Annotated in this window: 20 protein-coding genes; 4 read left to right on the top strand and 16 right to left on the bottom strand. The window is 72.5% G+C overall.

Annotated features, from left to right (window positions below; all coding sequences use genetic code 11):
* Positions 1–5 precede the first annotated feature (5 nt).
* A complete protein-coding gene (locus AB0D44_RS12265; protein ID WP_362588418.1) occupies positions 6–1,214 on the top strand; it encodes a cytochrome P450 in 1,209 nt (402 codons plus the stop codon).
* 10 nt (positions 1,215–1,224) lie between these two features.
* On the opposite strand, the gene AB0D44_RS12260 is transcribed toward AB0D44_RS12265, so the two are convergent.
* Together AB0D44_RS12260 and AB0D44_RS12255 are read right to left on the bottom strand one after the other, a co-directional pair.
* On the bottom strand, positions 1,225–2,808 hold the full coding sequence (locus tag AB0D44_RS12260) for an ABC transporter permease (RefSeq protein WP_362588416.1): 1,584 nt from the start codon (positions 2,806–2,808) through the stop codon (positions 1,225–1,227).
* Positions 2,805–3,773 carry an ABC transporter ATP-binding protein gene (locus AB0D44_RS12255; RefSeq protein ID WP_362588414.1) on the bottom strand — a complete coding sequence of 323 codons (969 nt, stop codon included), beginning with the start codon at positions 3,771–3,773 and terminating at the stop codon, positions 2,805–2,807. Before AB0D44_RS12255 ends, AB0D44_RS12260 begins: the two co-directional genes overlap by 4 nt.
* Positions 3,774–3,854: 81 nt before the next feature.
* On the opposite strand from AB0D44_RS12255, the gene AB0D44_RS12250 reads away from it, so the two are divergent.
* On the top strand, positions 3,855–4,349 hold the full coding sequence (locus AB0D44_RS12250; protein WP_362588617.1) for a MarR family transcriptional regulator: 495 nt from the start codon (positions 3,855–3,857) through the stop codon (positions 4,347–4,349).
* Between the two features lie 294 nt (positions 4,350–4,643).
* Here the strand turns inward: AB0D44_RS12250 and AB0D44_RS12245 are convergent, their stop codons facing one another.
* Positions 4,644–5,474: a diacylglycerol kinase gene (locus AB0D44_RS12245; protein WP_362588614.1), complete on the bottom strand. Its 831-nt coding sequence runs from the start codon at positions 5,472–5,474 to the stop codon at positions 4,644–4,646.
* Between the two features lie 184 nt (positions 5,475–5,658).
* Between AB0D44_RS12245 and AB0D44_RS12240 the strand changes: the two genes are divergently transcribed.
* Complete coding sequence (locus tag AB0D44_RS12240) at positions 5,659–6,942, top strand: adenylosuccinate synthase (RefSeq protein ID WP_362588411.1); 1,284 nt, start codon at positions 5,659–5,661, stop codon at positions 6,940–6,942.
* Positions 6,943–7,066: 124 nt separating this feature from the next.
* Here the strand turns inward: AB0D44_RS12240 and AB0D44_RS12235 are convergent, their stop codons facing one another.
* The 13 genes from AB0D44_RS12235 to AB0D44_RS12175 form a co-directional block, all read right to left on the bottom strand.
* The gene (locus AB0D44_RS12235) at positions 7,067–8,716 is read right to left on the bottom strand and encodes a PKD domain-containing protein (RefSeq protein ID WP_362588408.1); all 1,650 of its coding nucleotides are present in this window, start codon (positions 8,714–8,716) and stop codon (positions 7,067–7,069) included.
* 150 nt (positions 8,717–8,866) lie between these two features.
* The gene (locus AB0D44_RS12230; RefSeq protein ID WP_362588405.1) at positions 8,867–10,480 is read right to left on the bottom strand and encodes a hypothetical protein; all 1,614 of its coding nucleotides are present in this window, start codon (positions 10,478–10,480) and stop codon (positions 8,867–8,869) included.
* A 278-nt stretch (positions 10,481–10,758) separates the two neighbouring features.
* Positions 10,759–11,637 (bottom strand): alpha/beta hydrolase, encoded by an 879-nt coding sequence (locus tag AB0D44_RS12225; RefSeq protein ID WP_362588403.1) that lies wholly within the window; start codon positions 11,635–11,637, stop codon positions 10,759–10,761.
* 171 nt (positions 11,638–11,808) lie between these two features.
* The gene (kynU, locus tag AB0D44_RS12220; RefSeq protein ID WP_362588400.1) at positions 11,809–13,014 is read right to left on the bottom strand and encodes a kynureninase; all 1,206 of its coding nucleotides are present in this window, start codon (positions 13,012–13,014) and stop codon (positions 11,809–11,811) included.
* Complete coding sequence (locus AB0D44_RS12215; protein ID WP_362588397.1) at positions 13,007–13,852, bottom strand: tryptophan 2,3-dioxygenase family protein; 846 nt, start codon at positions 13,850–13,852, stop codon at positions 13,007–13,009. Before AB0D44_RS12215 ends, kynU begins: the two co-directional genes overlap by 8 nt.
* 148 nt (positions 13,853–14,000) lie before the next feature.
* Positions 14,001–14,414, bottom strand: coding sequence for a DUF3151 domain-containing protein (locus AB0D44_RS12210; protein ID WP_362588394.1), 414 nt, complete (start codon positions 14,412–14,414; stop codon positions 14,001–14,003).
* Between the two features lie 163 nt (positions 14,415–14,577).
* Positions 14,578–15,600, bottom strand: coding sequence for a class II fructose-bisphosphate aldolase (gene fbaA / locus AB0D44_RS12205; RefSeq protein ID WP_362588392.1), 1,023 nt, complete (start codon positions 15,598–15,600; stop codon positions 14,578–14,580).
* A 283-nt stretch (positions 15,601–15,883) separates the two neighbouring features.
* Positions 15,884–16,423 (bottom strand): orotate phosphoribosyltransferase, encoded by a 540-nt coding sequence (gene pyrE, locus AB0D44_RS12200; RefSeq protein WP_362588390.1) that lies wholly within the window; start codon positions 16,421–16,423, stop codon positions 15,884–15,886.
* 21 nt (positions 16,424–16,444) lie between these two features.
* Positions 16,445–17,230: an aldose 1-epimerase gene (locus tag AB0D44_RS12195; protein WP_362588388.1), complete on the bottom strand. Its 786-nt coding sequence runs from the start codon at positions 17,228–17,230 to the stop codon at positions 16,445–16,447.
* Between the two features lie 20 nt (positions 17,231–17,250).
* The gene (locus AB0D44_RS12190; RefSeq protein ID WP_362588385.1) at positions 17,251–18,207 is read right to left on the bottom strand and encodes an SRPBCC domain-containing protein; all 957 of its coding nucleotides are present in this window, start codon (positions 18,205–18,207) and stop codon (positions 17,251–17,253) included.
* A gap of 32 nt (positions 18,208–18,239) precedes the next feature.
* Positions 18,240–19,883, bottom strand: coding sequence for a polyamine aminopropyltransferase (locus AB0D44_RS12185; RefSeq protein WP_362588382.1), 1,644 nt, complete (start codon positions 19,881–19,883; stop codon positions 18,240–18,242).
* A 223-nt stretch (positions 19,884–20,106) separates the two neighbouring features.
* On the bottom strand, positions 20,107–20,655 hold the full coding sequence (locus AB0D44_RS12180; protein WP_362588379.1) for a DUF2617 family protein: 549 nt from the start codon (positions 20,653–20,655) through the stop codon (positions 20,107–20,109).
* Positions 20,656–20,869: 214 nt separating this feature from the next.
* Positions 20,870–21,097: a hypothetical protein gene (locus tag AB0D44_RS12175; RefSeq protein WP_362588376.1), complete on the bottom strand. Its 228-nt coding sequence runs from the start codon at positions 21,095–21,097 to the stop codon at positions 20,870–20,872.
* A gap of 258 nt (positions 21,098–21,355) precedes the next feature.
* On the opposite strand from AB0D44_RS12175, the gene AB0D44_RS12170 reads away from it, so the two are divergent.
* A complete protein-coding gene (locus AB0D44_RS12170) occupies positions 21,356–22,537 on the top strand; it encodes a pyridoxal phosphate-dependent aminotransferase (RefSeq protein WP_362588373.1) in 1,182 nt (393 codons plus the stop codon).
* The last annotated feature ends 88 nt before the right edge of the window (positions 22,538–22,625 follow it).

The following is a 22,625-nucleotide window of genomic DNA, read 5'->3' as shown; positions in this document are numbered from 1 at the left end:
CGGGGATGGGCTTTGATCCGTGGGATGCCGCGTTCGTCGCCGATCCGTACCCGGCGTACCGGGAGTTGCGGCAGCAGGGGCGGGCGGTGTGGTGCGAGGCCACCGGGCAGTGGCTGGTGGCGCACTACGCCGACGTGAGTGCGCTGCTGCGGGACCGGCGGTTGGGCAGGACCTACCTGCACCGTTTCACGCACGAGGAGTTCGGGCGGCAGGCGCCGCCCGCGGAGCACGAGGCCTTTCACGTCCTCAACGGGAACGGGCTGTTGGACCTGGAGGACCCCGCGCACGCGCGGGTGCGCAGGCTGGTGGCGAAGGCGTTCACCCCGCGGACGGTGGAGCGGCTGGTGCCGGCCGTGCGGCGGATGGCCAGGGAGCTGGTGGGGCGGCTGCTCGCGGACGGCGGCGGAGATCTGCTCACCGTGGTCGCCGAGCCGCTGCCCGTGGCGGTGATCGCGGAGCTGCTGGGAGTGCCGGAGGCGGACCGGGGGCTGCTGCGGCCTTGGTCGGCGGACATCTGCGGGATGTTCGAGCTGCGGCCCGATGAGGAGACGGCGCGCCGCGCGGTGCGGGCGAGCGTCGAGTTCAGTGCGTACCTGCGCGCTCTGATCGCCGAGCGGCGCGCACGCCCCGGCGAGGACCTGATCTCCGGTCTGATCGCCGCCCACGACGAGGAGGGCAGGCTCAGCGAGCAGGAGATGATCTCCACCTGCGTGCTCCTGCTGAACGCGGGCCACGAGGCCACCGTGAACACCACCGTCAACGGCTGGTGGGCGCTGTTCCGCCATCCCGGTCAGCTCGCCTCGCTGCGCGCGGATCCGCATCCCGAAAAGTTGTCCACAGCTGTGGATGAACTCATGCGCTACGACACACCCCTCCAGATGTTCGAGCGCTGGGTCCTCGACGACATCCGGATCGGGGACACCGAGATCCCCCGCGGGGCCGAGGTCGCACTCCTGTTCGGGTCTGCCAACCGGGATCCCGCGCGGTTCGCCGACCCCGACACGCTGGACCTCGTACGGGCCGACAATCCGCATCTGGCCTTCGGGGCGGGGATCCACTACTGCCTGGGGGCGCCGCTGGCGCGCCGTGAGCTGGAGGCGTCCTTCGGGGCGCTGCTGGCAGACGGAGTCCCGCCCCTGCGGCTCGTCGAGGAGCCGCAGTGGCGGGACGGGTACGTCATCCGGGGACTGGAGCGCCTGCTCGTCGCGTTCTAGGCGGGGAGGCCTAGAACGCCACGTCGCGGCGGCGCAGGGCCGCGAGGCCGGCTGCGGTCAGTGCCACCGCCAGCGCCGTCAGGGTCAGCAGCGGGCCCCAGGTCAGGGCCTCGGCTCCCGGCAGCTTCGGCAGGTGGGTAAAGGGCGAGAGGTTCATGACGGCCTCGGGGAGTTCCAGCGCGGGTCCCACCCAGCCGAGGGCCAGCGCGGCCCCCGCCACCGCCCAGGCGGCCCCGGCGTAGGCGGGGACCGCGCCGTACAGCAGGGCGGCGACGGCCCCGATCACCCAGACCGCCGGAAGCTGCGCGAGTGTGGCGCCGGCCGCCTCGGCCACCCCCGCGGCGGACTCCCCGCGGCCGAGGCCCAGGCCGAGCCCCCCGAGCAGCAGGATCAGTGCCGAGCCGCCGAAGGCCAGGGCCAGGTGACCGCCGGCCCAGCGCAGGCGGCCGACGGCGTTCGCGAGCAGCGGTTCGGCGCGCTGCCCCGACTCCTCGGCGCCGAGCCGCAGTACCGCCGAGACGATGTGGAGGGCGGCGACCAGGCCGAGCATCCCGGCGATCGTGGCGAGGAAGGCGTCGGCGATCCCGCTCTGACCGCCCATCCGCTCGATGATCTCCCGGGTCCTGTCGTTGTCGCCGACCAGGTCGGTGGCGCCCTCCGTCATCCCGCCGAAGACGAAGCCCGCGGCGAGGAAGCCCAGACTCCAGCCGATCAGACTGCCGCGCTGCAGCCGCCAGGCCAGTGCGCCGGGCGAGCCGAGCCGGCCCTCGGCGGGACCGGGGCGGGCGGGCAGGAAGCTCATGCCCACGTCGCGGCGCCCGGCCAGCGCGTACGCAGCCGCCACCTGCGCGGTCACGGCCGCAGCGAACAGGGCGAACACCCACCAGCGTTCGGCGGCGAAGGCCCGTACGTGCTCCAGCCACCCCAGCGGCGAGCTCCAGGTCAGCGCCGAGGAGCCGGTCCGCGAGCCGGCGTCGCCCCCGGCGCGCAGGACGAAGGCCGCGCCGAGCACCGCCCCGGTGAGCCCCTTCGCGAGCCGCGCGCTCTCGGTGAGCTGGGCCGCGATGGCCGCCAGCGCAGCGAAGAGCATCCCGGTGGCGCCGAGCGCGAGCCCGAGGGCGGCCGCACCGCCCGCCCCCCGGCCCGCGAGGCCCGCGGTCACGACCAGTGCGAGGAGCCCGTTCGCGACGAGGGCGGCGAGCAGTGCGGCCGTCAACGGCGCACGGCGGCCCACCATGCCGGCGGAGAGCAGTTCCTGACGGCCCGTCTCTTCCTCTTCGCGCGTGTGCCGCACCACGATGACCAGGCTCATGACGCCGGCGAGCAGCCCGGCGAAGACCCCGCCGCGCCACGCGGTCAGGGCGCCGACCGAGTCACCGAAGAGCGGGCCGTACAGGGCGCGCAGGGAGCCGTTGGCGCCCATCGTGACGCCGAGCCGGGCCCGTTCGGCCGGGGTGGCGTACACGGATTCGAGGGTGGCGGGCAGGCTCAGCACCAGCAGCGACACGACCGCGATCCAGACCGGCATCATCACGCGGTCGCGGCGCAGGGCCAGCCGCAGCAGGGCGCCCGTCCCGGCGAGGCGGTTGTTCATCGCGTCGACGCCCCTTCCGCAACCACGTCCGCGTCCGCAACCACGTCCACGTCCGCACCCCCGTCCACGCCCGCATCCGCGTTCCCGTCCGCGTAGTGACGCAGGAACAGTTCCTCGAGGGTGGGCGGGGTCGAGGTCAGCGACCGGACGCCCGAGGCGGTGAGGGCGCGCAGTACGGCGTCCAGCTTGTCGGTGTCGGCCTGGAGGCTCACCCTCAGGCCCTGCACCTGCACGTCGTACACGCCCGGCAGGCGGGTGAGGCCGGCCGGGGGAGCGGCGAGTTCGGCGCTGATCGACGTACGGGTGAGGTGGCGGAGGTCGGCGAGCGTGCCCGACTCGACGGTGCGGCCCTTGCGGACGATGCTCACCCGGTCGCAGAGCGCCTCGACCTCGCCGAGGATGTGCGAGCTGAGCAGGACGGTGCGCCCGGCGGCGCGGGCTTCTGCGACGCAGGAGCGGAAGACCCCCTCCATGAGCGGGTCGAGGCCGGAGGTGGGCTCGTCGAGGACGAGCAGCTCGGCGTCGGAGGCGAAGGCCGCGATCAGGGCGACCTTCTGCCGGTTGCCCTTGGAGTACGTGCGCCCCTTCTTGGTCGGGTCCAGCTCGAACCGTTCGATCAACTCGGCGCGGCGGGCCGGGTCGAGGCCGCCGCGCAGCCGCCCGTAGAGGTCGATGACCTCGCCGCCCGACAGGTTGCGCCACAGGGTGACGTCGCCCGGCACGTAGGCGACGCGGCGGTGCAGGGCCACGGCGTCGGCCCACGGGTCGCCGCCGAGGAGTTCGGCGGTGCCGGAGTCGGCGCGCAGCAGGCCCAGCAGGACGCGGATGGTGGTGGACTTCCCGGCGCCGTTGGGGCCGAGGAAGCCGTGGACCTCGCCGGTGGCGACGCTGAGGTCGAGTCCGTCCAGTGCGTGGGTGCGGCCGAACGCCTTGTGGAGTCCGGCGACGCGGATTGCCTTCGTCATGTTTCCGAACCTACGCTTCTTTCACAAATTTATGAAGCTAAGAAATCGCATAAAGTAGGGAAGGTGGCAGACGAGATCGAGATGGCGGACGAGACGGCGGAACGGCGCGACGCGGAAGCGGTCTCCCGCTTCGTGGAGCGGTTCGCCGCGCAGCTGACCGAGGCGGGCATGCCCCGGATGGCCGCGCGGGTCTTCGCGCAGCTGCTGGCGAGCGACGAGGCCGCGATGACCTCGGCGGAACTCGGCGAGGCGCTGCGCATCAGCCCGGCGGCGGTATCGGGGGCCGTGTCCTACCTGGCGCAGGTCAACATGGTCAGCCGCGAGCGCGAACCGGGTTCCCGGCGGGACCGGTACGTCCTGCACAACGAGCTCTGGTACGAGACCTTCACGCGCCGGGACCAGGTGCTGACCCTGTGGGAGAAGACCCTGCGCGAGGGCGCGGCCGGCCTCGGCGCCGACACCCCGGCCGGGGCGCGCGTCGCCGAGACGGCCGCGTTCTTCGCGTTCATGCAGGGCGAGCTGCTCGGCCTGCTGGACCGCTGGCGGGCCTACCGGGAGACCCTGGACCTCCGCTGAGCCCGGACCGGCCGGGGCCCGGCCGAGCCGACGCACCGCCGGGACCCACAGGACGCCGCCGACCGTGGGACCGACCCTGGGACCCGGCCCTGGGACCCGGCCCTGGGACCCGACCGCGGAACCCGACCGCGGAACCCGACCGCGGAACCCGACCGCGGGACCCGGTCGGCGGGATCAGGATCCGTACGGCACCGTCGCCCGCTGCGGGCCGTGGTCGCGGCAGCACCCGCCGACCCGGCAGCCCCCAGGCACAGCACCTCGCGCCGCCTTACAGGCGCAACACCGCCCCGCCCGTCACCGGGGCACGGTGAGCGCCCACGCCGACGGGTGCAGGGTCCACGTGCGCCTGCGGACCGGCCCGGTCATCGCCGCGTCGGCCCGGTAGCGGAAGTCCGTGCCCGACACCGAGAGCGTCTTCGCGCGCGCCGACACCGTCGAACCGGCGCCGTCGCCACCCGTACGGACGACGACCTCCGCGAGCCCGCCGTCCTCCCCGGTGGTCACCGCGACCTCCTCCACCTGCCGGTCCACGTCCGCCAGCACCACCCCGTCCGCCTCCACCCGCAGCCGCAGCCGGGCCGCGTCCCCGGCCCCGGCCACGGGCCGGACCAGCGTCCGCACCAGCGAGCGGTACGCGCTCCACACCGAGGGCCGCGCCGAGGTCCCGGCCGCCGCCGCCCGCAGCGGCGGGATCCGCAGCGACCGCAGGACCACCCCGTCACTGTCGTCCACGAGCAGGTCGCACATCCGCACCGCCCCCTCCAGCACCACCCGCGCCGCCGCGACGGCCGACAGCGGCACGCCCAGCGCCCCGGCCAGCCCCACCGACCCCGCGGGCCCCACCGGCACCAGTGAGAGGGCACCCTCCGCCAGACCCCGCTCCCGGTGCAGCAGCCCCACGGCGCGCACCAGGGCCCGGTCGTCGCCCACGATCACCGGCCGCCGGTTTCCCCGGCGGGCCAGCGCCCTCGCAAACTCCTCCTGCGAATCCGGGAGGCAGATTTTCGCTGCTGCGCCCGCTGACAACACATCTTTCGCGATCCGCACGGACTCGCCGTCAAGACGGCGGGCGACCGGGTCGACGAGCACGAGCAGGCCGCCTACCGGCGCGCCCGCGTGGCTCATGGTGGGCTCTGGAGCCGACACCTCGGTCCTTCCTCGGGTAGCATCTTTGTGCAAGAGGCCCTTGCGCTATTGCGCCAGGGCCTTCGTCTATTCCGGGGTACCGGTCCGACGGCTCAGCCTGCGGTGTACATCGTCGTACGCCCCCTGACCTTGGACATGCCCCATCCGGAAGAGGTGTACGCCTGTGCCCGCTCTTGTGCTGCTCGGAGCTCAGTGGGGTGACGAGGGCAAGGGAAAGGCCACCGACCTGCTCGGTGGATCCGTTGACTATGTAGTGCGCTACCAGGGTGGCAACAACGCCGGCCACACGGTCGTCGTGGGTGACCAGAAGTACGCGCTGCACCTTCTCCCTTCCGGCATCCTCTCCCCCGGATGCACCCCGGTCATCGGTAACGGTGTCGTCGTCGACCCGGCCGTCCTGCTCTCCGAGCTGCGCGGCCTGAACGAGCGCGGCATCGACACCTCCAAGCTGCTCATCAGCGGCAACGCGCACCTGATCACGCCGTACAACGTCACCCTCGACAAGGTCGGCGAGCGCTTCCTCGGCAAGCGCAAGATCGGTACGACCGGCCGCGGCATCGGCCCGACGTACGCGGACAAGATCAACCGCATTGGCATCCGCGTCCAGGACCTCTACGACGAGTCGATCCTCACCCAGAAGGTCGAAGCGGCCCTCGAGGGCAAGAACCAGCTCCTCGCGAAGCTCTACAACCGCCGCGCGATCGACGCCGCCGCCATCGTGGAGGAGATGCTCCAGTACGCGGAGCAGATCAAGCCGTACGTCGCCGACACCACCCTGATCCTCAACAACGCGCTGGACGAGGACAAGGTCGTGCTCTTCGAGGGCGGCCAGGGCACGCTGCTCGACGTCGACCACGGCACGTACCCCTTCGTCACCTCCTCGAACCCGACCGCGGGCGGCGCCTGCACCGGTACCGGTGTCGGCCCGACGAAGATCAGCCGCGTCATCGGCATCCTGAAGGCCTACACGACCCGCGTCGGCGCGGGCCCGTTCCCGACCGAGCTCTTCGACCAGGACGGCGAGGACCTGCGCCGCATCGGCGGCGAGCGTGGCGTGACCACCGGCCGCGACCGCCGCTGCGGCTGGTTCGACGCGCCGATCGCGCGCTACGCCACCCGGGTGAACGGCCTGACCGACTTCTTCCTCACCAAGCTGGACGTGCTGACCGGCTGGGAGCAGATCCCGGTGTGCGTCGCGTACGAGATCGACGGCAAGCGCGTCGAGGAGCTCCCGTACTCGCAGTCGGACTTCCACCACGCGAAGCCGATCTACGAATACCTCCCCGGCTGGTCCGAGGACATCACCAAGGCCAAGACCTTCGAGGACCTTCCGGCGAACGCCCAGGCGTACGTCAAGGCCCTCGAGGAGATGTCGGGCGCCCCGATCTCCGCGATCGGCGTGGGCCCGGGCCGCACCGAGACGATCGAGATCAACTCGTTCCTCTAGGCAGCTCCCCCGAAGGGGCGGCGGGCGCACGTGCGCCCGCCGCCCCTTCGTCGTACCGGGTCGGTGCACCGTACGGCACACCGCCCCTGGACCCGCCGGGGGACCGGTTCCTCCCGGCCCCGGGCTACTTGGTGTCGTAGTAGCCGAAGCAGTCGATGATCATGTCGACCGGCTCCCAGCCCTGGTTCCAGAAGTCGATGACGTCGCCCTTGCCCCCGGGCGACTGCACCAGGTTCGGGACAGTCGCACCCGCCGTCCAGTTCAGGGCCGAGGCGCCCGGCCGCTCCGGCCTGGTCTGGAGGCCCTTCTGGTAGTCGGTCCACGTGTTCGGGTCGGGAGCGACCGACAGGTGGCCCGCCCCGCGCGTGTTGGTGACCGTGGTGTTCAGCACCCAGCCCGTGACGGGGCCGGCCGAATCGCCCATGAGCGGCAGCATGAGGTACTCGCGCGCCGGCACCGGCCCGGCGGTCCGGTACCAGGCGTCCTCGCGGGTGTCGATGAGCCGGAAAGGCTCGGACATCGGCCGGAAGGCGGCATTGCTGGCGGGGGTGTAGTAGCCGACGACGTCCATCACCACGTCAGCCGGCTTCCAGCTGCCGTTGCGGACGCTGATCTTCCCATCAGGACCCACCGGCACGATCACCGAGTTGGCGACCGTCTGACCGGCGGTGAAGTTCACACTGGACGTGGACGGAGCCGCCTGCCCGCTGGGGTAGGCGGTCAGGTGACCGGCCTCCTGCGGGTTGGTGACCGTCAGGTTGAGCGCCACTGCGGTGGCGCCCTTCGGGACACCGTTGCGCTCGGCGATCTCGACGTCGAACGTGCCGTATCCGGCGACCTGGCCCTTGGCCGTGCCCAGGCCGGCGCGGGTGTCGACGGCGCGGACCGGGGTCAGCGGGGCGTAGCCGTCGGCCGCCGAGTGGGTGAAGTAACCGGTGACGTCCGCGAGCAGATCGACCGACGCCCAACCGCCGTTGACCAGGTGCACGTAGCCGTCGACGACCGGCACGATCACCAGGTTCGGGACCGTCTGGCCCGCGACGTAGTTGAGGTTCGACGTAGTGGGCCGGATGAAGTCCTTGCCGGGCTGGACCGCGATGTGTCCCGCGTCCGTGGCGTTGGTGACGGTGACGTTGAGGACCACGGCCGCGACGTCGGCAGGGATCTTGGCAACCCCGCCGACCTTCAGGGCCACCATGCCCTGCCCACCGACCTTGGCCTTCGCCGCGCCGACGCCCGCGCGGGTGTCCAGCACCCGGGTCGGCGCGTGCGGGGTGAACTCGCTGCCGGCCGTGACGAACGTGAGGTCGTTCACCGCCGTGACGTTGTTCGTCGTGTCCTTCACCGTGACCTTGACCGCGTACGTGCCGACCTCGGCGTACATGTGGGTCGTGTTCTGCACGTCGGCACCGGACGCGGCGTACTTCTGCGTGGTCCCGTCGCCCCAGTCGAGGGTGATCTCGAGCGCGGCGGCGGCGCTCTTGACGTCGCTGACGAGGAGGATCTCGTGCGCGGAGTTCTCGTAGGCCTCCAGTTCGATCGCGAGGTCAGGGTTGCCCGCGGCCTCGGCCTGCGCCGTGACCTTCGTACGGTCGGCAGGGCTGTGGAAGGCGGCCGCCGTCCCCTGCACACCGGCCTTGCCCGGAGCCCCTGCGGAGGCGGCGGCGCCGTGTCCGGCCGGTGCCACCGGGCCTGCTGCCTGGGCGGCGCCCGGGACCAGACCGATACCTGCCGCGACGAGAGCGGCGGAAACTATGAGTCGGCGATTGCGCACCGGCCCCCCATTTTTCTGTCGGAACGTGAAGAGGTTCAAAAACTCGCGACCTGCTCGGTGTCGTACACGGGCCCGGGGGCCCGACGTGCACGTGCAACACCGCCCCGGGTCCGGCCAGAACGGCCGGGCCCGGGGCGGTGGTCGAATCCGCTACTTGGTCTCGTAGTAGCCGAACATGTCGACGATCAGGTCCGTGGGCTCCCAGCCCTGGTTCCAGAAGTCGACGACGCCGTACTGGCCGGGGCCCGCCTGGACCAGGTTCGGGACGCTCTTGCCCGCCGTCCAGTTCAGGGTGGAGGCATTGGGGCGCGCCGGCTCGATCGCCGTCTCGTCCCAGTAGTCCTCGATCCGGTTCGGGTCCGGGGCGACCGACAGGAAGCCGGGGCCCTGGGTGTTGGTGACCGTGGTGTTCAGCACGTAGCCGGCGATGCCGGGCTCGTAGCCGGGCATCTCCAGGGCGAAGTACATGCGCCCGGGCAGCTCGCCGTAGATCGGGCTGTCGGGGTCACGGCTGTCGAGCAGACGGCCCGGCGACAGCGGCATGTAGGCGCCGTTGCTGGCCTGGCTGTAATAGCCGACGACGTCGACGATCACGTCGGCCCCGGCCCAGGCACCGTTGCGGAGGCTGATCTTCCCGTCAGCGCCGACGGGCACGATCACCGAGTTGGCGATGGTCTGACCGGCGGTGAAGTTCACGCTGGAGGTGGACGGCGCCGTCTGACCGCTCGGGAAGACGGTGACGTGACCGGCTTCCTTCGGGTTGGTGACGGTCACGTTCAGCGCCACGGCGCTGATGCCCTGGGGCACCCCGCGCAGGCCGCTGATCTGGGTGCTGAAGACGCCCTGGCCGGGAACCTGGCCCTTGACGGTGCCCAGGCCCTCGCGGGAGTCGACGAAGCGGGTCGGCGTCATCGAGGAGTAGCCGCTGGCCGCGGACCGGGTGAAGTAGCCGGTCACGTCGGCGAGCAGGTCGATCGACTCCCAGCCGCCGTTGAACAGGTCCACGTAGCCGTCCTTGCCGACGGGCACGATGACCAGGTTCGGAACGGTCTGACCGGCCTCGAAGTTGACGTTCGAGGTGATCGGCTGCTCGTGGCCCGAGCCGAACACGGTGACGTGACCGGCCTGGGTGGTGTTGGTGGCGGTCACGTTCAGGACGACCGCGGTGACGCCGGCCGGAATGCCGCCGTTGCCGCCGACCTTCAGGTGGGCCGTGCCGCGCGCGGGGACCTTGGCCTTGGCGGCGCCGATGCCGCTGCGGGTGTCCAGCAGACGGGTCGGGCCGTACGGGGTGAAGTCCGAGCCCGCGGTCTGGATCGGGAGCGTGTTGACGACCTCGACCTGGTTCGCGGTGTCCGTCACGGTGACCTTGACGGTGTACTCGCCCAGTTCGGCGTAGGTGTGGCTGTTGCTCAGCGTGGTGGAACCGCCGGCGGTGGTGGTGTCCTTCTTGCCGTCGCCCCACTCGATGGTGATGCTGAGCGAGGCGGTCTCGCTGATGATCTCGGTGTCCAGCTTGAGACCGTGCGCGGTGTCACCGCTGGCGTTCAGGACCATCGCCAGGTTCGGGTTGCCCGCGACGGCGCCATCCGCCGACTGGACGGTGGCGGCCTTGTTCTCGCCGGCCGGCAGGCTCTTGCGGACCGTACGGTCGGCGGGGCTGGAGAACTTCTTGAAGCTCGACGCCGCGGCCTTGTCCAGGTCGGCGGCGGAGGCGGCCACACGGTTGGTGGCCGGCTTGCCCGGGTCGGCCGCGTGGGCCATTCCCGGGATGAGGCCCGCACCGGCGGCTATAAGTGCGGCGGATACTACGAGACGGCGACTGCGCACCGATCCCCCCATTTTTGAACGTGCTCAGGATGTATCGGGTGCAGCCTACATACCTTACGGCGGGGGGTCAGCCGGGTATGCGGGCGGGTGGCGCAGACCCGGCCCTGATCTGCCCCGACCTGTCCGGTTCTAGGCCGTTGCCCCGCCCGTTGGATCCTGCAATCCCGTGGGCAAGTTGCACGGACTGCGCCTGCACCGCATGCCGCCGGGCCCTACCAGGCCAGCTGCGAGATCTCCTCCGCCACCACCGCGCACGCGTCCGCCGCCGGGTCGATGAGCGGGAAATGACCGACCCCGTCCAGCAGCGTCAGGCCCACCATCTCCCCCGCCTTCGCCGCGGCGGCCACGTACGACTCCGCGACCGCGGGCGGCACCACGATGTCCTCGCGGCCCTGGACCACGGCCGTGGCGATGCCCGTGGGGAGCAGGGCCGCCGGGTCCGCGAAGGGCAGCCGGGCCGCGAACTGCTCCGGCCCGCCCAGGAGCTGCGCGCTCGCGCCCCCGCACACACCGAGCTCCTCCGCCACCGCGAAGTCCGCGATCGGGGCCAGCGCCACCACGCCGCGCAGCACCGGCGGCGAGGGCAGCCTCCACGGGGAGCCGTGCGGGAGCACGTGCCGGGCCGCCCCCCACAGCGCGAGGTGGCCGCCGGCCGAGTGGCCGGTCAGGACCACCCGGCGGATGTCGGCCTGCGGCAGCGCGGCCGCGGCCAGTCCGGGGAGGGCGTCCAGCGCGGCCGCCACGTCGTCGAAGGTCTCCGGCCACCGCCCGGCGACGGGACCCTGCGAGCCCTGGGCCGGCAGTGAACGGCCGCGCCGGTACTCGATGTTGGCGACCACGAAACCCTGCCGGGCCAGGAAGTCCGCGAAGGGTGTGACGTGCTGCCGGTCGTACGGGGCCCGCCAGGCGCCGCCGTGCAGCACGGCGACCAGCGGAACCGGGCCTTCGGCCGCACCGCGCGGGGCATAGAAGTCGATGACCTGGTCGGGGTGTTCCCCGTACGCGGCGGTCGCGTCCGGCGCGACCGCCGGATGGGAGAAGGCCGAGGCAGCCTCGGCGGCGTCCCGTTCCACTGCGGCGGGGTCCGTCATCGGCTCAACCTCTCGGTAACGCGTGGGACAGCGGGGACAGATGTTCCGGTGGTCCGGCAGAGCGGGACCGTATCAGTCTGGAACGAGCCGTTCCGTGCGGGGCCCGGGATGTGCCGGAGCGGGCGGAGCCGTAGCCCCGCCCGCCCGGTGATGTGACGTTTCGCTACGGGGTCACCCGAAAATGTGACCCAGTGTGCGCGCCGCGCGCTCCGCGTCGGCGAATCCGACGTAGAGCGGGGTGAAGCCGAAGCGCAGGACGTCGGGGGCCCGGAAGTCCCCGATGACGCCGCGCGCGATGAGCTCCCGCATGACCTCGCGGGCGTTCTCGGTGCGCAGCGAGACCTGGCTGCCCCGGTGGGCGTGCTCGGCCGGGGTGACCGATTCGACCCGGCCGCGCGGGACGTACTGCGCCACGCATGCGAGGAAGAAGTCGGTCAGGGCGAGGGACTTGGCGCGCACGGCTTCGATACCCACGCCCTCCCAGACCTCGAGCGCCGCCTCCAGGGCCAGCATGGACAGGATGTCCGGCGTGCCCACGCGGCCGCGCCGCGCGCCGTCGGCCGGGGCGAACTCCGGCGTCATGGCGAAGGGGTCGGCGTGGCCGTTCCACCCCGGCAGGGGGGAGTCGAAGGCGGCCTGGTGGCGGTCGGCGATGTACAGGTAGGCGGGGGCGCCGGGGCCGCCGTTGAGGTACTTGTACGTGCAGCCCACCGCGAGGTCGACGCCGTGCGCGTCGAGCCCGACGGGCAGGGCGCCCGCGGAATGGCACAGGTCCCAGACCGTGACCGCGCCGGCGGCGCGGGCGGCCGCCGTCAGGGCCGGGAGGTCGTGGAGGCGGCCGGACTTGTAGTCGACGTGGTTGAGCAGGACCACGGCGGTGTCGCCGCCGATCGCCTGCGCGGCGCCGGACGGGTCCACCGGGACCACCTCGAGGCCGGTCATCCGGGCCGCCGACGCCGCGATGTAGCCGTCGGTGGGGAAGGTGGCGGCGTCGACCAGCAGCTGCGTACGGCCCGGCGAGGCGAGGCGGGCCGCGCCGACCAGGGCCTTGAACAGGTTGACGCTGGTCGAGTCGCCGACGACCACCTGGCCGGGGGCCGCGCCGATGAGGGGGGCGAGCTTGTCGCCGATCCGCTCGGGGGCGGTCCACCAGTCGCTCTCGTCCCACGAGCGGATGAGGAGCTCGCCCCACTGTCGCGAGACGACGTCGGCGGTGGTCTCGGCGACGCCGGCCGGCAGGGCGCCGAGGCTGTTGCCGTCCAGGTAGACGACACCCTCGGGGAGGGTGAAGCGGTCCTTGAGCTTGGCCAGCTCGTCGGCCGCGTCGAGGGCCTCCGCCCGGGCCGTCAGGTCCGGTATCGCGGTCGCGTCAGACATGGCTGCGGGCCGTCCAGAGCTCCGGGAAGACGTTCTTCGCGGCGCGCTTCTCGAGCCACGTCACGCCTGCCGAGCCGCCCGTGCCGGTCTTCGCGCCCATCGCGCGGCGGGTGGCCACCAGGTGGTCGTTGCGCCAGCGCCAGACCAGTTCGGCGACGTCCGTGAGGACCTCGCCCAGGCGGTGCAGGTCCAGGTGCTCGTCCGGGGCGGCGTACAGGCCGGTCCAAACGGCCTCGACGTCGGCCGACGGCTCGTAGCGCTGCGAGAGGTCGCGGCTGAGGACCTCGGCCGGGACCGGGAAGCCGCGGCGGGCCAGCAGGCGCAGGACCTCGTCGTAGAGGCTGGGCTCGTGCAGGGCCTTCTCCAGCTCCGCGTGGACGCGCGGGGCGCCGCGGTGCGGGACCAGCATGGAGGAGGACTTCTCGCCGAGCAGGAACTCCATCCGGCGGTACATCGCCGACTGGAATCCGGAGCCCTCGCCGAGCGCGGAGCGGTAGGCGTTGAACTGGCCCGGGGTGAGCTGGGCGAGCGGGCGCCAGGAGGCGTTGAGGGCCTCGAGTTCGCGGAGGGATCGTTTCAGCGCATCCATCGCGACCGGGATGCGGTCCTCGCGCAGGGCCTTCGCGGCGGTTTCCCACTCGTGGACTATGACCGTGAACCACAGCTCCATGACCTGGGTGGTGACCAGGAAGACCATCTCGCCGGGGTCGTCCGAGCGGAGGTGCTGGAGGTGGGTGAGGACGTCCGCCTGGACGTAGTCCTCGTACGGGGTGGTGCCGTCGAAGTCGAGGTTCGGGGTGTCCGAACCGGCTCCGGAGGCATCAAGGGTGTTCGACATCGCTGTCTCCTCGACACGTGCTTCCGGGTAGCGGTCCGCTCCTTCCGTGAGGCAAGTGGAGCCCCGGTCCCCTGCCCGCATCATAGGACGCGGTCGGGCCGGGGCTCCAGCGGGGAGTGGCGTACGTCACATCCCCGCCCTGCGGGCCTCAGGCCTGCAGCGCGTCCGCCGCCGTCTGCGAGGAGTCGCGCAGGAAGGTCGAGCAGCGCTCGTACTCCTCCTTCTCGCCGATCGCCTCGGCGGCGCGGGCCAGGGCGTGCAGGGCGCGCAGGAACCCGCGGTTGGGCTCGTGCTCCCACGGCACGGGCCCGTGGCCCTTCCAGCCGGCGCGGCGCAGCGCGTCGAGGCCGCGATGGTAGCCCGTGCGGGCGTACGCGTACGACTCGACGGTGCGGCCGGCGGCGAAGGCCTCGTCGGCGAGGGTCGCCCAGGCGAGGGAGGAGGTGGGGTGCGCGGCCGCCACCTCGGCCGCGGGAGTGCCGGACGCCAGGGCCTCGCGGCCGGGCTCGTCGGGGAGGTGGGTGGGGGCGGGGCCCCCGAGCAGGTTCTGGTGAATGGACATGCCCCCAGTCTGGGGTATCGCGGGGCGCGACTGGCGGAGGGCGACGGCCGAAGGGCCCGTCGTGAACGTACGCGCCGCGACGGCCGAAGGGCCCGGCCCGCCGTCGTGGGACGGCGGGCCGGGCCCTTCGGTGGGACCGGCGTGAACGTACGCGCGCGGGCGCCTACTTCAGCTTGGTGCCCGTGGAGCGCAGGTTGGCGCAGGCCTCGGTGACGCGCGCGGCCATGCCGGCCTCGGCGGCCTTGCCCCAGGTGCGGGGGTCGTACTTGGACTTCGTGCCGACCTCGCCGTCGACCTTCAGCACGCCCGCGTAGTGGGTGAACATGTGGTCCACGACGGGGCGGGTGAAGGCGTACTGGGTGTCGGTGTCGAGGTTCATCTTCACGACGCCGTTCTCCAGCGCGGTGGCGATCTCCTCGGCCGTGGAGCCCGAGCCGCCGTGGAAGACGAAGTCGAACGGCGAGGCCTTGCCGAACTTCTCGCCGACACCGGCCTGGAGGTCCTTGAGGAGCTCGGGACGCAGGACGACGTTGCCCGGCTTGTAGACGCCGTGCACGTTGCCGAAGGAGGCGGCCAGCAGGTAACGGCCCTTCTCGCCCAGGCCCAGGGCCTCGGCGGTGCGGATCGCGTCCTCGACGGTGGTGTAGAGCTCGTCGTTGATCTCGTGGCTGACGCCGTCCTCCTCGCCGCCGGTCGGGGTGATCTCGACCTCGAGGATGATCTTCGCGGCGGCGGCCTTGGCGAGCAGCTCCTGGCCGATGGCCAGGTTGTCGGCCAGGGTCTCGGCGGAGCCGTCCCACATGTGCGACTGGAAGAGCGGGTTCAGACCCTTGGCGACGCGCTCGGCGGAGATGTCGAGCAGCGGACGTACGTAGCCGTCCAGCTTGTCCTTGGGGCAGTGGTCCGTGTGCAGCGCGACCGTGATGTCGTACTTGGCGGCGACGATGTGCGCGAACTCGGCCAGGGCGACGGCGCCGGTGACCATGTCCTTCTTGTACTGGCCACCCAGGAACTCCGCACCACCGGTGGAGATCTGGATGATGCCGTCGCTCTCGGCCTCCGCGAAGCCGCGCAGCGCAGCGTGCAGGGTCTGGGACGAGGTCACGTTGATGGCCGGGTAGGCGAACTTGCCTGCCTTCGCCCGGTCGAGCATCTCGTTGTAGACCTCGGGGGTTGCGATGGGCATCTGTCCGCTCCTTGGATGTGCGGGGAGTGTGCTTATTGCGGGCCCTGACCTGGGGGCGACGTCATCGTCGCACCCATCTTTCCAGACTCCGCCCGACACTCCACCCCCGCCGTCGGCCAGTACGGCCGGAACCCGCCGGGACGTTTCACGTGAAACATCCCGGCGGGCCGAAAAGCAGCAGGTCAGAACTTGATCCGGGACGTACGGGGACCTTCGGTCCCCGGGGCGCCGCGGCGGGGACCGCCGGCCCGTGGCCAGAGCTGTGGCCCGGCCGGGGACCTCCCTAGGAGAGGCCGAGGTCCTCGAGGCGGTAGCCGGTGAGGTACGGGAGGCCCGCCTCGGCGATGGCACCGGCCGCACCGCGGTCGACGATGGTGGCGACGGCCACGACCTCGCCGCCGGCCTCGCGGACCGCCTCGACTGCGGTCAGCGGGGAGCCGCCGGTGGTGGAGGTGTCCTCGACGACCAGGCAGCGCTTGCCCTTGACGTCGGTGCCCTCGATGCGGCGCTGCATGCCGTGGGCCTTCTGCGCCTTGCGGACGACGAAGGCGTCCAGCCGCCGGCCGCGCGCGGCGGAGGCGTGCAGCATCGAGGTCGCGACCGGGTCGGCGCCCAGGGTCAGACCGCCGACGCAGTCGAAGTCGAGGTCGGCGGTGAGGTCGAGCATGACCTGCCCGACCAGCGGGGCCGCCTCGCCGTCGAGGGTGATCCGGCGGAGGTCGATGTAGTAGTCGGCCTCCCGGCCGGAGGAGAGGATCACCTTGCCGTGCACGACGGCCTTGTCCTTGATCTGCTGCAGAAGCGCATCGCGTACGTCACTCATGGCTCTGAGCTTAATTGCGGCCTAGACCGGACGCCGCCACGTCCACGTGGTGGAGACCTCCAGCGGGTCGACGGGGGTGACCAGGCGCGGGAGGGTGTTCAGCCCGTTCGGCGGGCCGGACTGCGGTTCGACGCAGACGGCCTCGGCCTCCTCGTCGTAGACGACCACCCACTCCTCACGGCTCGTGACCTTGAGCTCCAGCGCGCCGGGCCACGTGAGGGTGACGTCCACGCCGTGCGGCATGCCGAAGCAGTCGTCCCAGGGGCCGGGCTTCGGGTCGGTGCGGTGGCCGGTGGGCAGGTGGTCGTCACCGCGCTCCTCCTGCCACGCGGGCTCGAAGTCGAGCCGTACGTCCTCGCCGGTGCCGAGGTTGCGGCGGAACCAGGGGTGCCAGCCCGCCTGGGCGGGGAAGGAGTCGCCGTACGTCTCGACGCCCAGGGCGAGCGTCAGCCCGTCGGGGGTCAGCTCGAAGCTCTGGGTCACCCGGCCAGGCCACGGCCACGGGTCGGCGAGGTCGAAGACGAACGCCGCCTCGGTGTCGGTGAGCCGGCCCCGGCGCCAGGCGGTGTCGCGGCCGAAGCCGTGGATGGCGTGCGGGGGGTGGTTGACCGGGAGCTGGTGGAGGACCCCGCCGTCGCGGAACCGCCCGTTCGCGGTGCGTCCGCACCAGGGGACCATCGGGAAGGCCCCGAAGTGCGGACCCTGGCGCAGCAGCTCGATCCCGTCGACGCGCAGGCTGCTGATCCGGCAGCCGTTCTCCTGGTCGATGGTCAGTTCGGCGCCGCCGGCGCTCAGTTGCGTACTCATGCGGTCGAGCGTAATAGGGGTCAGCGACGGCGGCGCAGGGCCCGGCCGATGACGACGGCCGAGGCCAGGGCGAGGGCCGCGGCGGGGGCGAGCCAGCGCAGGTTGTCGCCGGCCGTGGTGGCGGCGGGTGCGGGGACGGGAGCGTACCGGCCGCGCGGGGGCGCGTGGTCCACCTCCTCGGCGCTGCGGCCGATCATGGTGCGACGGGCGTGGGCGGCCTCGGCCGGGGGCCGGGGCAGATCGCCGAGGTCGTCGAGGTCGTCGAATCCCCCGGCAAGGAACGGGTCCAGGGAGGGCGGCGGTACCTCGGTGTCGAACAGGGAGGCGGTGACCTCGGTGATGTCGTCCCCGGCGGAACCCGTCGGCCCGGCGGCGCCGTCGCCTTCGGCCTCCTCCGCGTCGGCCACCGGATCGCTCATGTCGGGCCCGGCGGCCCCGTACGCGGCGCCCTCACCGGGGGCGGCTCCGGCCGCTTCTCCCTCACCGGGGGTCACGGCGGCCCCGGCGTCCTGGCCGGGGGCGGCTCCCCCCGCCCCGCTCCCGCCCCGGGCCTCCTCGGCGAGCCGCTCGGCGCTCTGGTCGAGCAGCCGCTGTACGGCGGTGGCGGTGGCCGCGGCGGTGAATGCGGCGGCGCGCCCGTCGGCGGTGGCCCCGGCGGTGAAGTCGAGCCGCGTCCTCTGGTCCCCCTCCGGGGTGAGCCGCAGCGCGAGGGCGAGCTTGACGGTCCCGCTGCCCCGCACCTCCGTGCCCTCGCCGTCGACGGCGAAGTGATCGGGGTCCCGTTCGGAGACCGAGAGGGCGCCCCGGTAGGTCACGGTGTTCCCGCCGACCCTGACCTTCAGCCGGCCGGCGAGCGGTCCGGAGTCGGTGTCGGCGTCCTGCTGGAGCCCCGGCACGCACCGGGCCACCCGGACGGGGTCGCGCAGCACGGCGCGGAGAGTGTCTGCCGGTACCGGAACGAACACCTGATGCTCCATGCGGTCGAGCCTACCGACGAGAGCCCACCGGGTCACGAATACCGCGGGTGCGGAAGGGTCGACGGCGGAAGTCCCGGCATCCGGGTGCGCTCGGCGTCACGCGCGGCGTCCTGGAGCGAGCCGGTCGACAGCGATTGCAGCCCCGGCGTGTCGCGGTCCACCCGCAGCGGGGGCGCCTGCTCCCGCGAGGCCAGGACGAAGCCCCAGTCCTGCGGGGGCGCGCCGCTGCCGCCGAGGGGGGTGCGGTCGGGTCCGGCGGCGAAGCCCGACAGGCGGCCGCCCGCGCTGTAGGGGGAGGTCCGCAGGCCGGCCGCGCGCAGGGTGGCCTCGACCGTCCAGTACGTGCGCGGGCGCGTGGCCAGCGGTCCGGCGTGTACGGCGATCCGGCCCCCGGGCCGCAGGGCCCGCGCGGCCAGCCCGTAGAACTCCTGCGAGTACAGCTTCGTGCTGGGGGTGATGCCCGGGTCCGGCAGGTCCGAGACGATCACGTCGAAGCGGTTCCGGGCGGCCGGCCCGCGCAGCCAGCGGAACGCGTCCTGCGTGACGACCCCCAGGCGCGGGTCCCCGTACACGCCGGCGTTGAGCGCGGAGAGCATCGGGTCGGTGCGGGCGAGCCGGACCACGCCGGGGTCCAGTTCGACGACGGTGACGGAGGCGACGTCCCGGTAGCGCAGCACCTCGCGGGCGGCGAGCCCGTCACCGCCGCCGAGGACCAGGACCCGGGTGTGCGGGCCGGTCATCGCGGGGTGGACGAGGGCCTCGTGGTAGCGGTACTCGTCGTAGCCGCTGACCCGCAGCCGCCCGTCGAGGTACAGGTCCAGGGAGCGCGGGGAGCCGGTCGGGGGGCCGGTGAGCACCAGTTCCTGCACCCCGGTCCGGACGGCGACGCGCACCTCCTCGCCGTAGACGGCGCGGCGGGCGACCCGCTCGAAGTCGTCGGCGAGGACGGTCGCGCAGGCCAGCACGGACAGCACGGTCACGTTGGCGGCGACCAGCGTCCAGCGGGCGCGCCGGCTCAGGTCACGGCGGAACAGCCAGAGCACGAGCCCGCCGCCGACGACCGCGTTCACGGTGCCGGTGAGCATGGCGCCGGTGAGCTGGCCGAGCACCGGCAGCAGCAGGAAGGGGAAGGCGAGACCGCCCACCAGTGCGCCCACGTAGTCGGCGGCGAACAGGTCGGCGACGGCCCCGCCCGCGTCCTGTCTGCGGATGCGCTGGATGAGCGCCATCAGCAGCGGGATCTCCGCGCCGATGAGGACGCCGATGCCGAAGGAGAAGGCGACGAGGGCCGGCTGGGATTCGCCCAGCCAGGCGAAGCTCGCGTACAGCGCCAGGGCGGAGAGCCCGCCGAGCAGCGCGAGCCCCGCCTCGATCGCGGCGAAGCCGAAGGCGGGCCGGTGCCGCAGCCGTTTGGCGAGCAGGGAGCCGACGCCCATGGCGAAGACCATGACGGACAGCACGACCGACGCCTGGGTGACGGAATCGCCGATGAGGTAGGAGCCCAGGGCGAGCAGCTCCAGTTCGTACACGAGCCCGCAGGCGGCGCAGACGAACACGGTGGCCAGCACGAGGAGTCGGCCGGTCCGGGGCCGTACGGGCAGGGCGGCCGGGACGGTCGCCGCGCCCCGCGGCTCCGGAGCCGGGAGGACCCGGCGCGGGACGGAACGGTCGATCATGCAGCGAACCGTACGTCACCGCCCACTCGCATCCGGTCACCCACATGGGTGCAAGTGGCGTACCGATCCGGCCAGTTGGCGTAACCGAACGACAATCCCCGCGCCCCGGCGGCCGACGAGCACCACGCGCCCCCAGAGCACCACCGTGCCCCAGAGCACCGCCCTGCCCCGGAGCACCACCGGACTCCTGGAGCCCCCCTGCCCTTGGAGCCCCGCCGCGCCCCTAGCGCACCGCGTGCGACTCGAGGGCCGCCACCGTCGCGGTACCCGCGCGGACGCCGACCCGGGTCCTGGTCGCGACCAGTTGGCCCTCCTGCGGGTACGCGTGCCAGGTCCGCCAGCGCACCTGGCCCTCGTAGTGCTGCGCCAGCATCGCGGTGAACGCGTGCGGGCTGCCGGGGAAGGTGCCCGCTAGTCCGTTCGGGTGGTCGGCGACCAGGGCGAGCAACTCCTGCGCCCGCCCCGCGAAGGACCCGCGGGACAACGTCTCGACCCGGGCCGCGAACTCGTACTCCCAGTCGCCCACCCGCTTGGCCACGCCGAGCGGCAGCGGCGTACTGCTGCCGGGCATACAGGCGACCGTCTCCGAGCAGAGCACCTCGCCTTCCTCCAGGAGCACCTGATGAGAGGCCCCGAGCAGGCGCAACTCCACCTTCGCACCCGACAGTTCGAGGTTCAGTACGGCCAGGGCGGGCAGCCGGTCCCGACCCAGGGCCCAGGCGAGATCGGCGGCACGCGTGTCGGTGTAGGTGGTCTGGAGGGTCGTGAGCATGAGTCGGCTCCGCAAACGCGCGAGGGAGATGGGCCGGGGCCCGCCAGCGGTAGTCAACGGGTGGGGGGACACCGGCACGGGTCCACAGGAAGTCCAGGGAGGTCCGAGGACTGGTCTACTCAACCGAGGGAATCATGAAAGGCACGGCACTCACAGCGCTTTTACCCAACTTGACGGGGTTTACATCCCCCCGGGGGCTCCACAGTTCACGTGTTCAACCACGTGCTTCCCGCGCGTCGTGGTGCGGGCGCGAAGGAGAGGGCGCCCGGCGGAAACCAGCCCGCCGGGCGCCCTCGTCCATGCGGTGCCAGCTGCCCCGTGTCAGCTGGAACCGCACCCCCCGCCACCGCCGCAGGAAGACGACGATCCGCAGGAGGAAGACGAGCTGCAGGAGGACGACGAGCCGCAGGAGGACGACGACCCGGCGCCGCTTCCCGCCCACCAGCCGGAGCTGCTGCTCGAACCCGAGCCGGATCCGGAGTACCCCTGGCGGAACGAGCGGACCGCCACGGTCACGACGACGGCGAAGACGAACAGCCCGATCACAACGAAGACGAACACGATGCCCGCCCCCTCTCTCACGCCCCGGTCTTCCCGGGGGACGGGATCCCCGCGTCCCGTGTGAAGGGGGGATGCCCCCAGGCCACGCGGCCCAAAGCACACTTGAGCAAGTCCAGAGGTTCCCCCCAGGATGGCGCCCATGAGCGCACCCGTGAGCAGCGACCGCCCCTTCCTCAACCGCCGTCTGGCGGCCTTCGGCACCACGATCTTCGCGGAGATGTCGGCGCTGGCCGCCCGCACCGGGTCGATCAACCTGGGCCAGGGCTTCCCCGACACGGACGGCCCCGCCGACATCGCCGAGGCGGCCTCCCGGGCGGTCCTCACGGGCCTCGGCAACCAGTACCCGCCGGGCCCCGGCATCCCGGAGCTGCGCACCGCGATCGCCGCGCACCAGCAGCGCTTCTACGGCCTGCCCTACGATCCCGACACCGAGGTCCTGGTCACGGCCGGTGCCACCGAGGCCATCGCCGCCGCCCTTCTGGCCCTCCTCGAACCGGGCGACGAGGTCATCGCCCTGGAGCCCTATTACGACTCGTACGCGGCCTGCATCGCGATGGCCGGCGCCGTCCGCGTCCCCGTCACCCTGCGCCCGCACGCCGGCAGCTTCGCCCTCGACCTGGACGAACTGCGCGCGGCCGTCACCCCGCGCACCCGCCTGCTCCTGCTGAACACCCCGCACAACCCCACGGGCACCGTCCTGACCCACGAGGAGCTGAGCGCCGTCGCCGCCCTCGCCGTGGAGCGCGACCTGCTGGTCGTCACGGACGAGGTCTACGAGCACCTGGTCTTCGAGGGCGCCCACACCCCCCTGGCGGGGTTCCCGGGCATGCGCGAGCGCACGGTCACCATTTCTTCCGCGGGGAAGACCTTCTCCTTCACGGGCTGGAAGGTCGGCTGGGTCACGGCGCCGCCGGAGCTGGTGGCGGCCGTCCGCTCGGCGAAGCAGTTCCTCACCTACGTCTCCTCCGGCCCCTTCCAGTACGCGATCGCCGAGGCCCTCGCCCTGCCCGACTCCTACTACGAGGGCTTCCGCGCGGACCTGGCCGCCAAGCGCGACCTGCTCGCCGACGGCCTCGCGGCGGCCGGCTTCGAGGTCTACCGCCCGCAGGGCACCTACTTCATCACCACGGACATCACTCCGCTGGGCGAGGAGGACGGGCCGGCCTTCTGCCGCGCCCTGCCCGAGCGCTGCGGCGTGGTCGCCATCCCGAACCAGGTCTTCTACGACGACAAGTCCGCCGGGGCCACTCAGGTCCGCTGGGCCTTCTGCAAGCGGACCGATGTCCTCCAGGAGGCGGTGTCCCGCCTGAGCCGGCTCTAGGGGGTGTCTGACGGAGGTCCGTGGTGAAGGAGCGGTGTCCGGTGCGTGCTCTCGGCGTGCCGGCCGGATGCCCCCGTACTGGACGTAC

This window comes from Streptomyces sp. NPDC048349 (assembly GCF_040651925.1).
Lineage (GTDB): Bacteria > Actinomycetota > Actinomycetes > Streptomycetales > Streptomycetaceae > Streptomyces.
Note: the sequence above shows the minus strand (reverse complement) of the source record. Positions and strands in the feature narration are given on the sequence as shown.

What these genes read in the sequence shown, in the direction of transcription:
- AB0D44_RS12265 (WP_362588418.1), top strand. Translation starts at nt 6, where the DNA reads ATGGGCTTTGATCCGTGGGATGCCGCGTTCGTCGCCGATCCGTACCCG.
- AB0D44_RS12260 (WP_362588416.1), bottom strand. Translation starts at nt 2,808, where the DNA reads ATGAACAACCGCCTCGCCGGGACGGGCGCCCTGCTGCGGCTGGCCCTG.
- AB0D44_RS12255 (WP_362588414.1), bottom strand. Translation starts at nt 3,773, where the DNA reads ATGACGAAGGCAATCCGCGTCGCCGGACTCCACAAGGCGTTCGGCCGC.
- AB0D44_RS12250 (WP_362588617.1), top strand. Translation starts at nt 3,855, where the DNA reads ATGGCGGACGAGACGGCGGAACGGCGCGACGCGGAAGCGGTCTCCCGC.
- AB0D44_RS12245 (WP_362588614.1), bottom strand. Translation starts at nt 5,474, where the DNA reads ATGAGCCACGCGGGCGCGCCGGTAGGCGGCCTGCTCGTGCTCGTCGAC.
- AB0D44_RS12230 (WP_362588405.1), bottom strand. Translation starts at nt 10,480, where the DNA reads ATGGCCCACGCGGCCGACCCGGGCAAGCCGGCCACCAACCGTGTGGCC.
- AB0D44_RS12225 (WP_362588403.1), bottom strand. Translation starts at nt 11,637, where the DNA reads ATGACGGACCCCGCCGCAGTGGAACGGGACGCCGCCGAGGCTGCCTCG.
- kynU (WP_362588400.1), bottom strand. Translation starts at nt 13,014, where the DNA reads ATGTCTGACGCGACCGCGATACCGGACCTGACGGCCCGGGCGGAGGCC.
- AB0D44_RS12215 (WP_362588397.1), bottom strand. Translation starts at nt 13,852, where the DNA reads ATGTCGAACACCCTTGATGCCTCCGGAGCCGGTTCGGACACCCCGAAC.
- AB0D44_RS12210 (WP_362588394.1), bottom strand. Translation starts at nt 14,414, where the DNA reads ATGTCCATTCACCAGAACCTGCTCGGGGGCCCCGCCCCCACCCACCTC.
- fbaA (WP_362588392.1), bottom strand. Translation starts at nt 15,600, where the DNA reads ATGCCCATCGCAACCCCCGAGGTCTACAACGAGATGCTCGACCGGGCG.
- pyrE (WP_362588390.1), bottom strand. Translation starts at nt 16,423, where the DNA reads ATGAGTGACGTACGCGATGCGCTTCTGCAGCAGATCAAGGACAAGGCC.
- AB0D44_RS12195 (WP_362588388.1), bottom strand. Translation starts at nt 17,230, where the DNA reads ATGAGTACGCAACTGAGCGCCGGCGGCGCCGAACTGACCATCGACCAG.
- AB0D44_RS12190 (WP_362588385.1), bottom strand. Translation starts at nt 18,207, where the DNA reads ATGGAGCATCAGGTGTTCGTTCCGGTACCGGCAGACACTCTCCGCGCC.
- AB0D44_RS12185 (WP_362588382.1), bottom strand. Translation starts at nt 19,883, where the DNA reads ATGATCGACCGTTCCGTCCCGCGCCGGGTCCTCCCGGCTCCGGAGCCG.
- AB0D44_RS12180 (WP_362588379.1), bottom strand. Translation starts at nt 20,655, where the DNA reads ATGCTCACGACCCTCCAGACCACCTACACCGACACGCGTGCCGCCGAT.
- AB0D44_RS12170 (WP_362588373.1), top strand. Translation starts at nt 21,356, where the DNA reads ATGAGCGCACCCGTGAGCAGCGACCGCCCCTTCCTCAACCGCCGTCTG.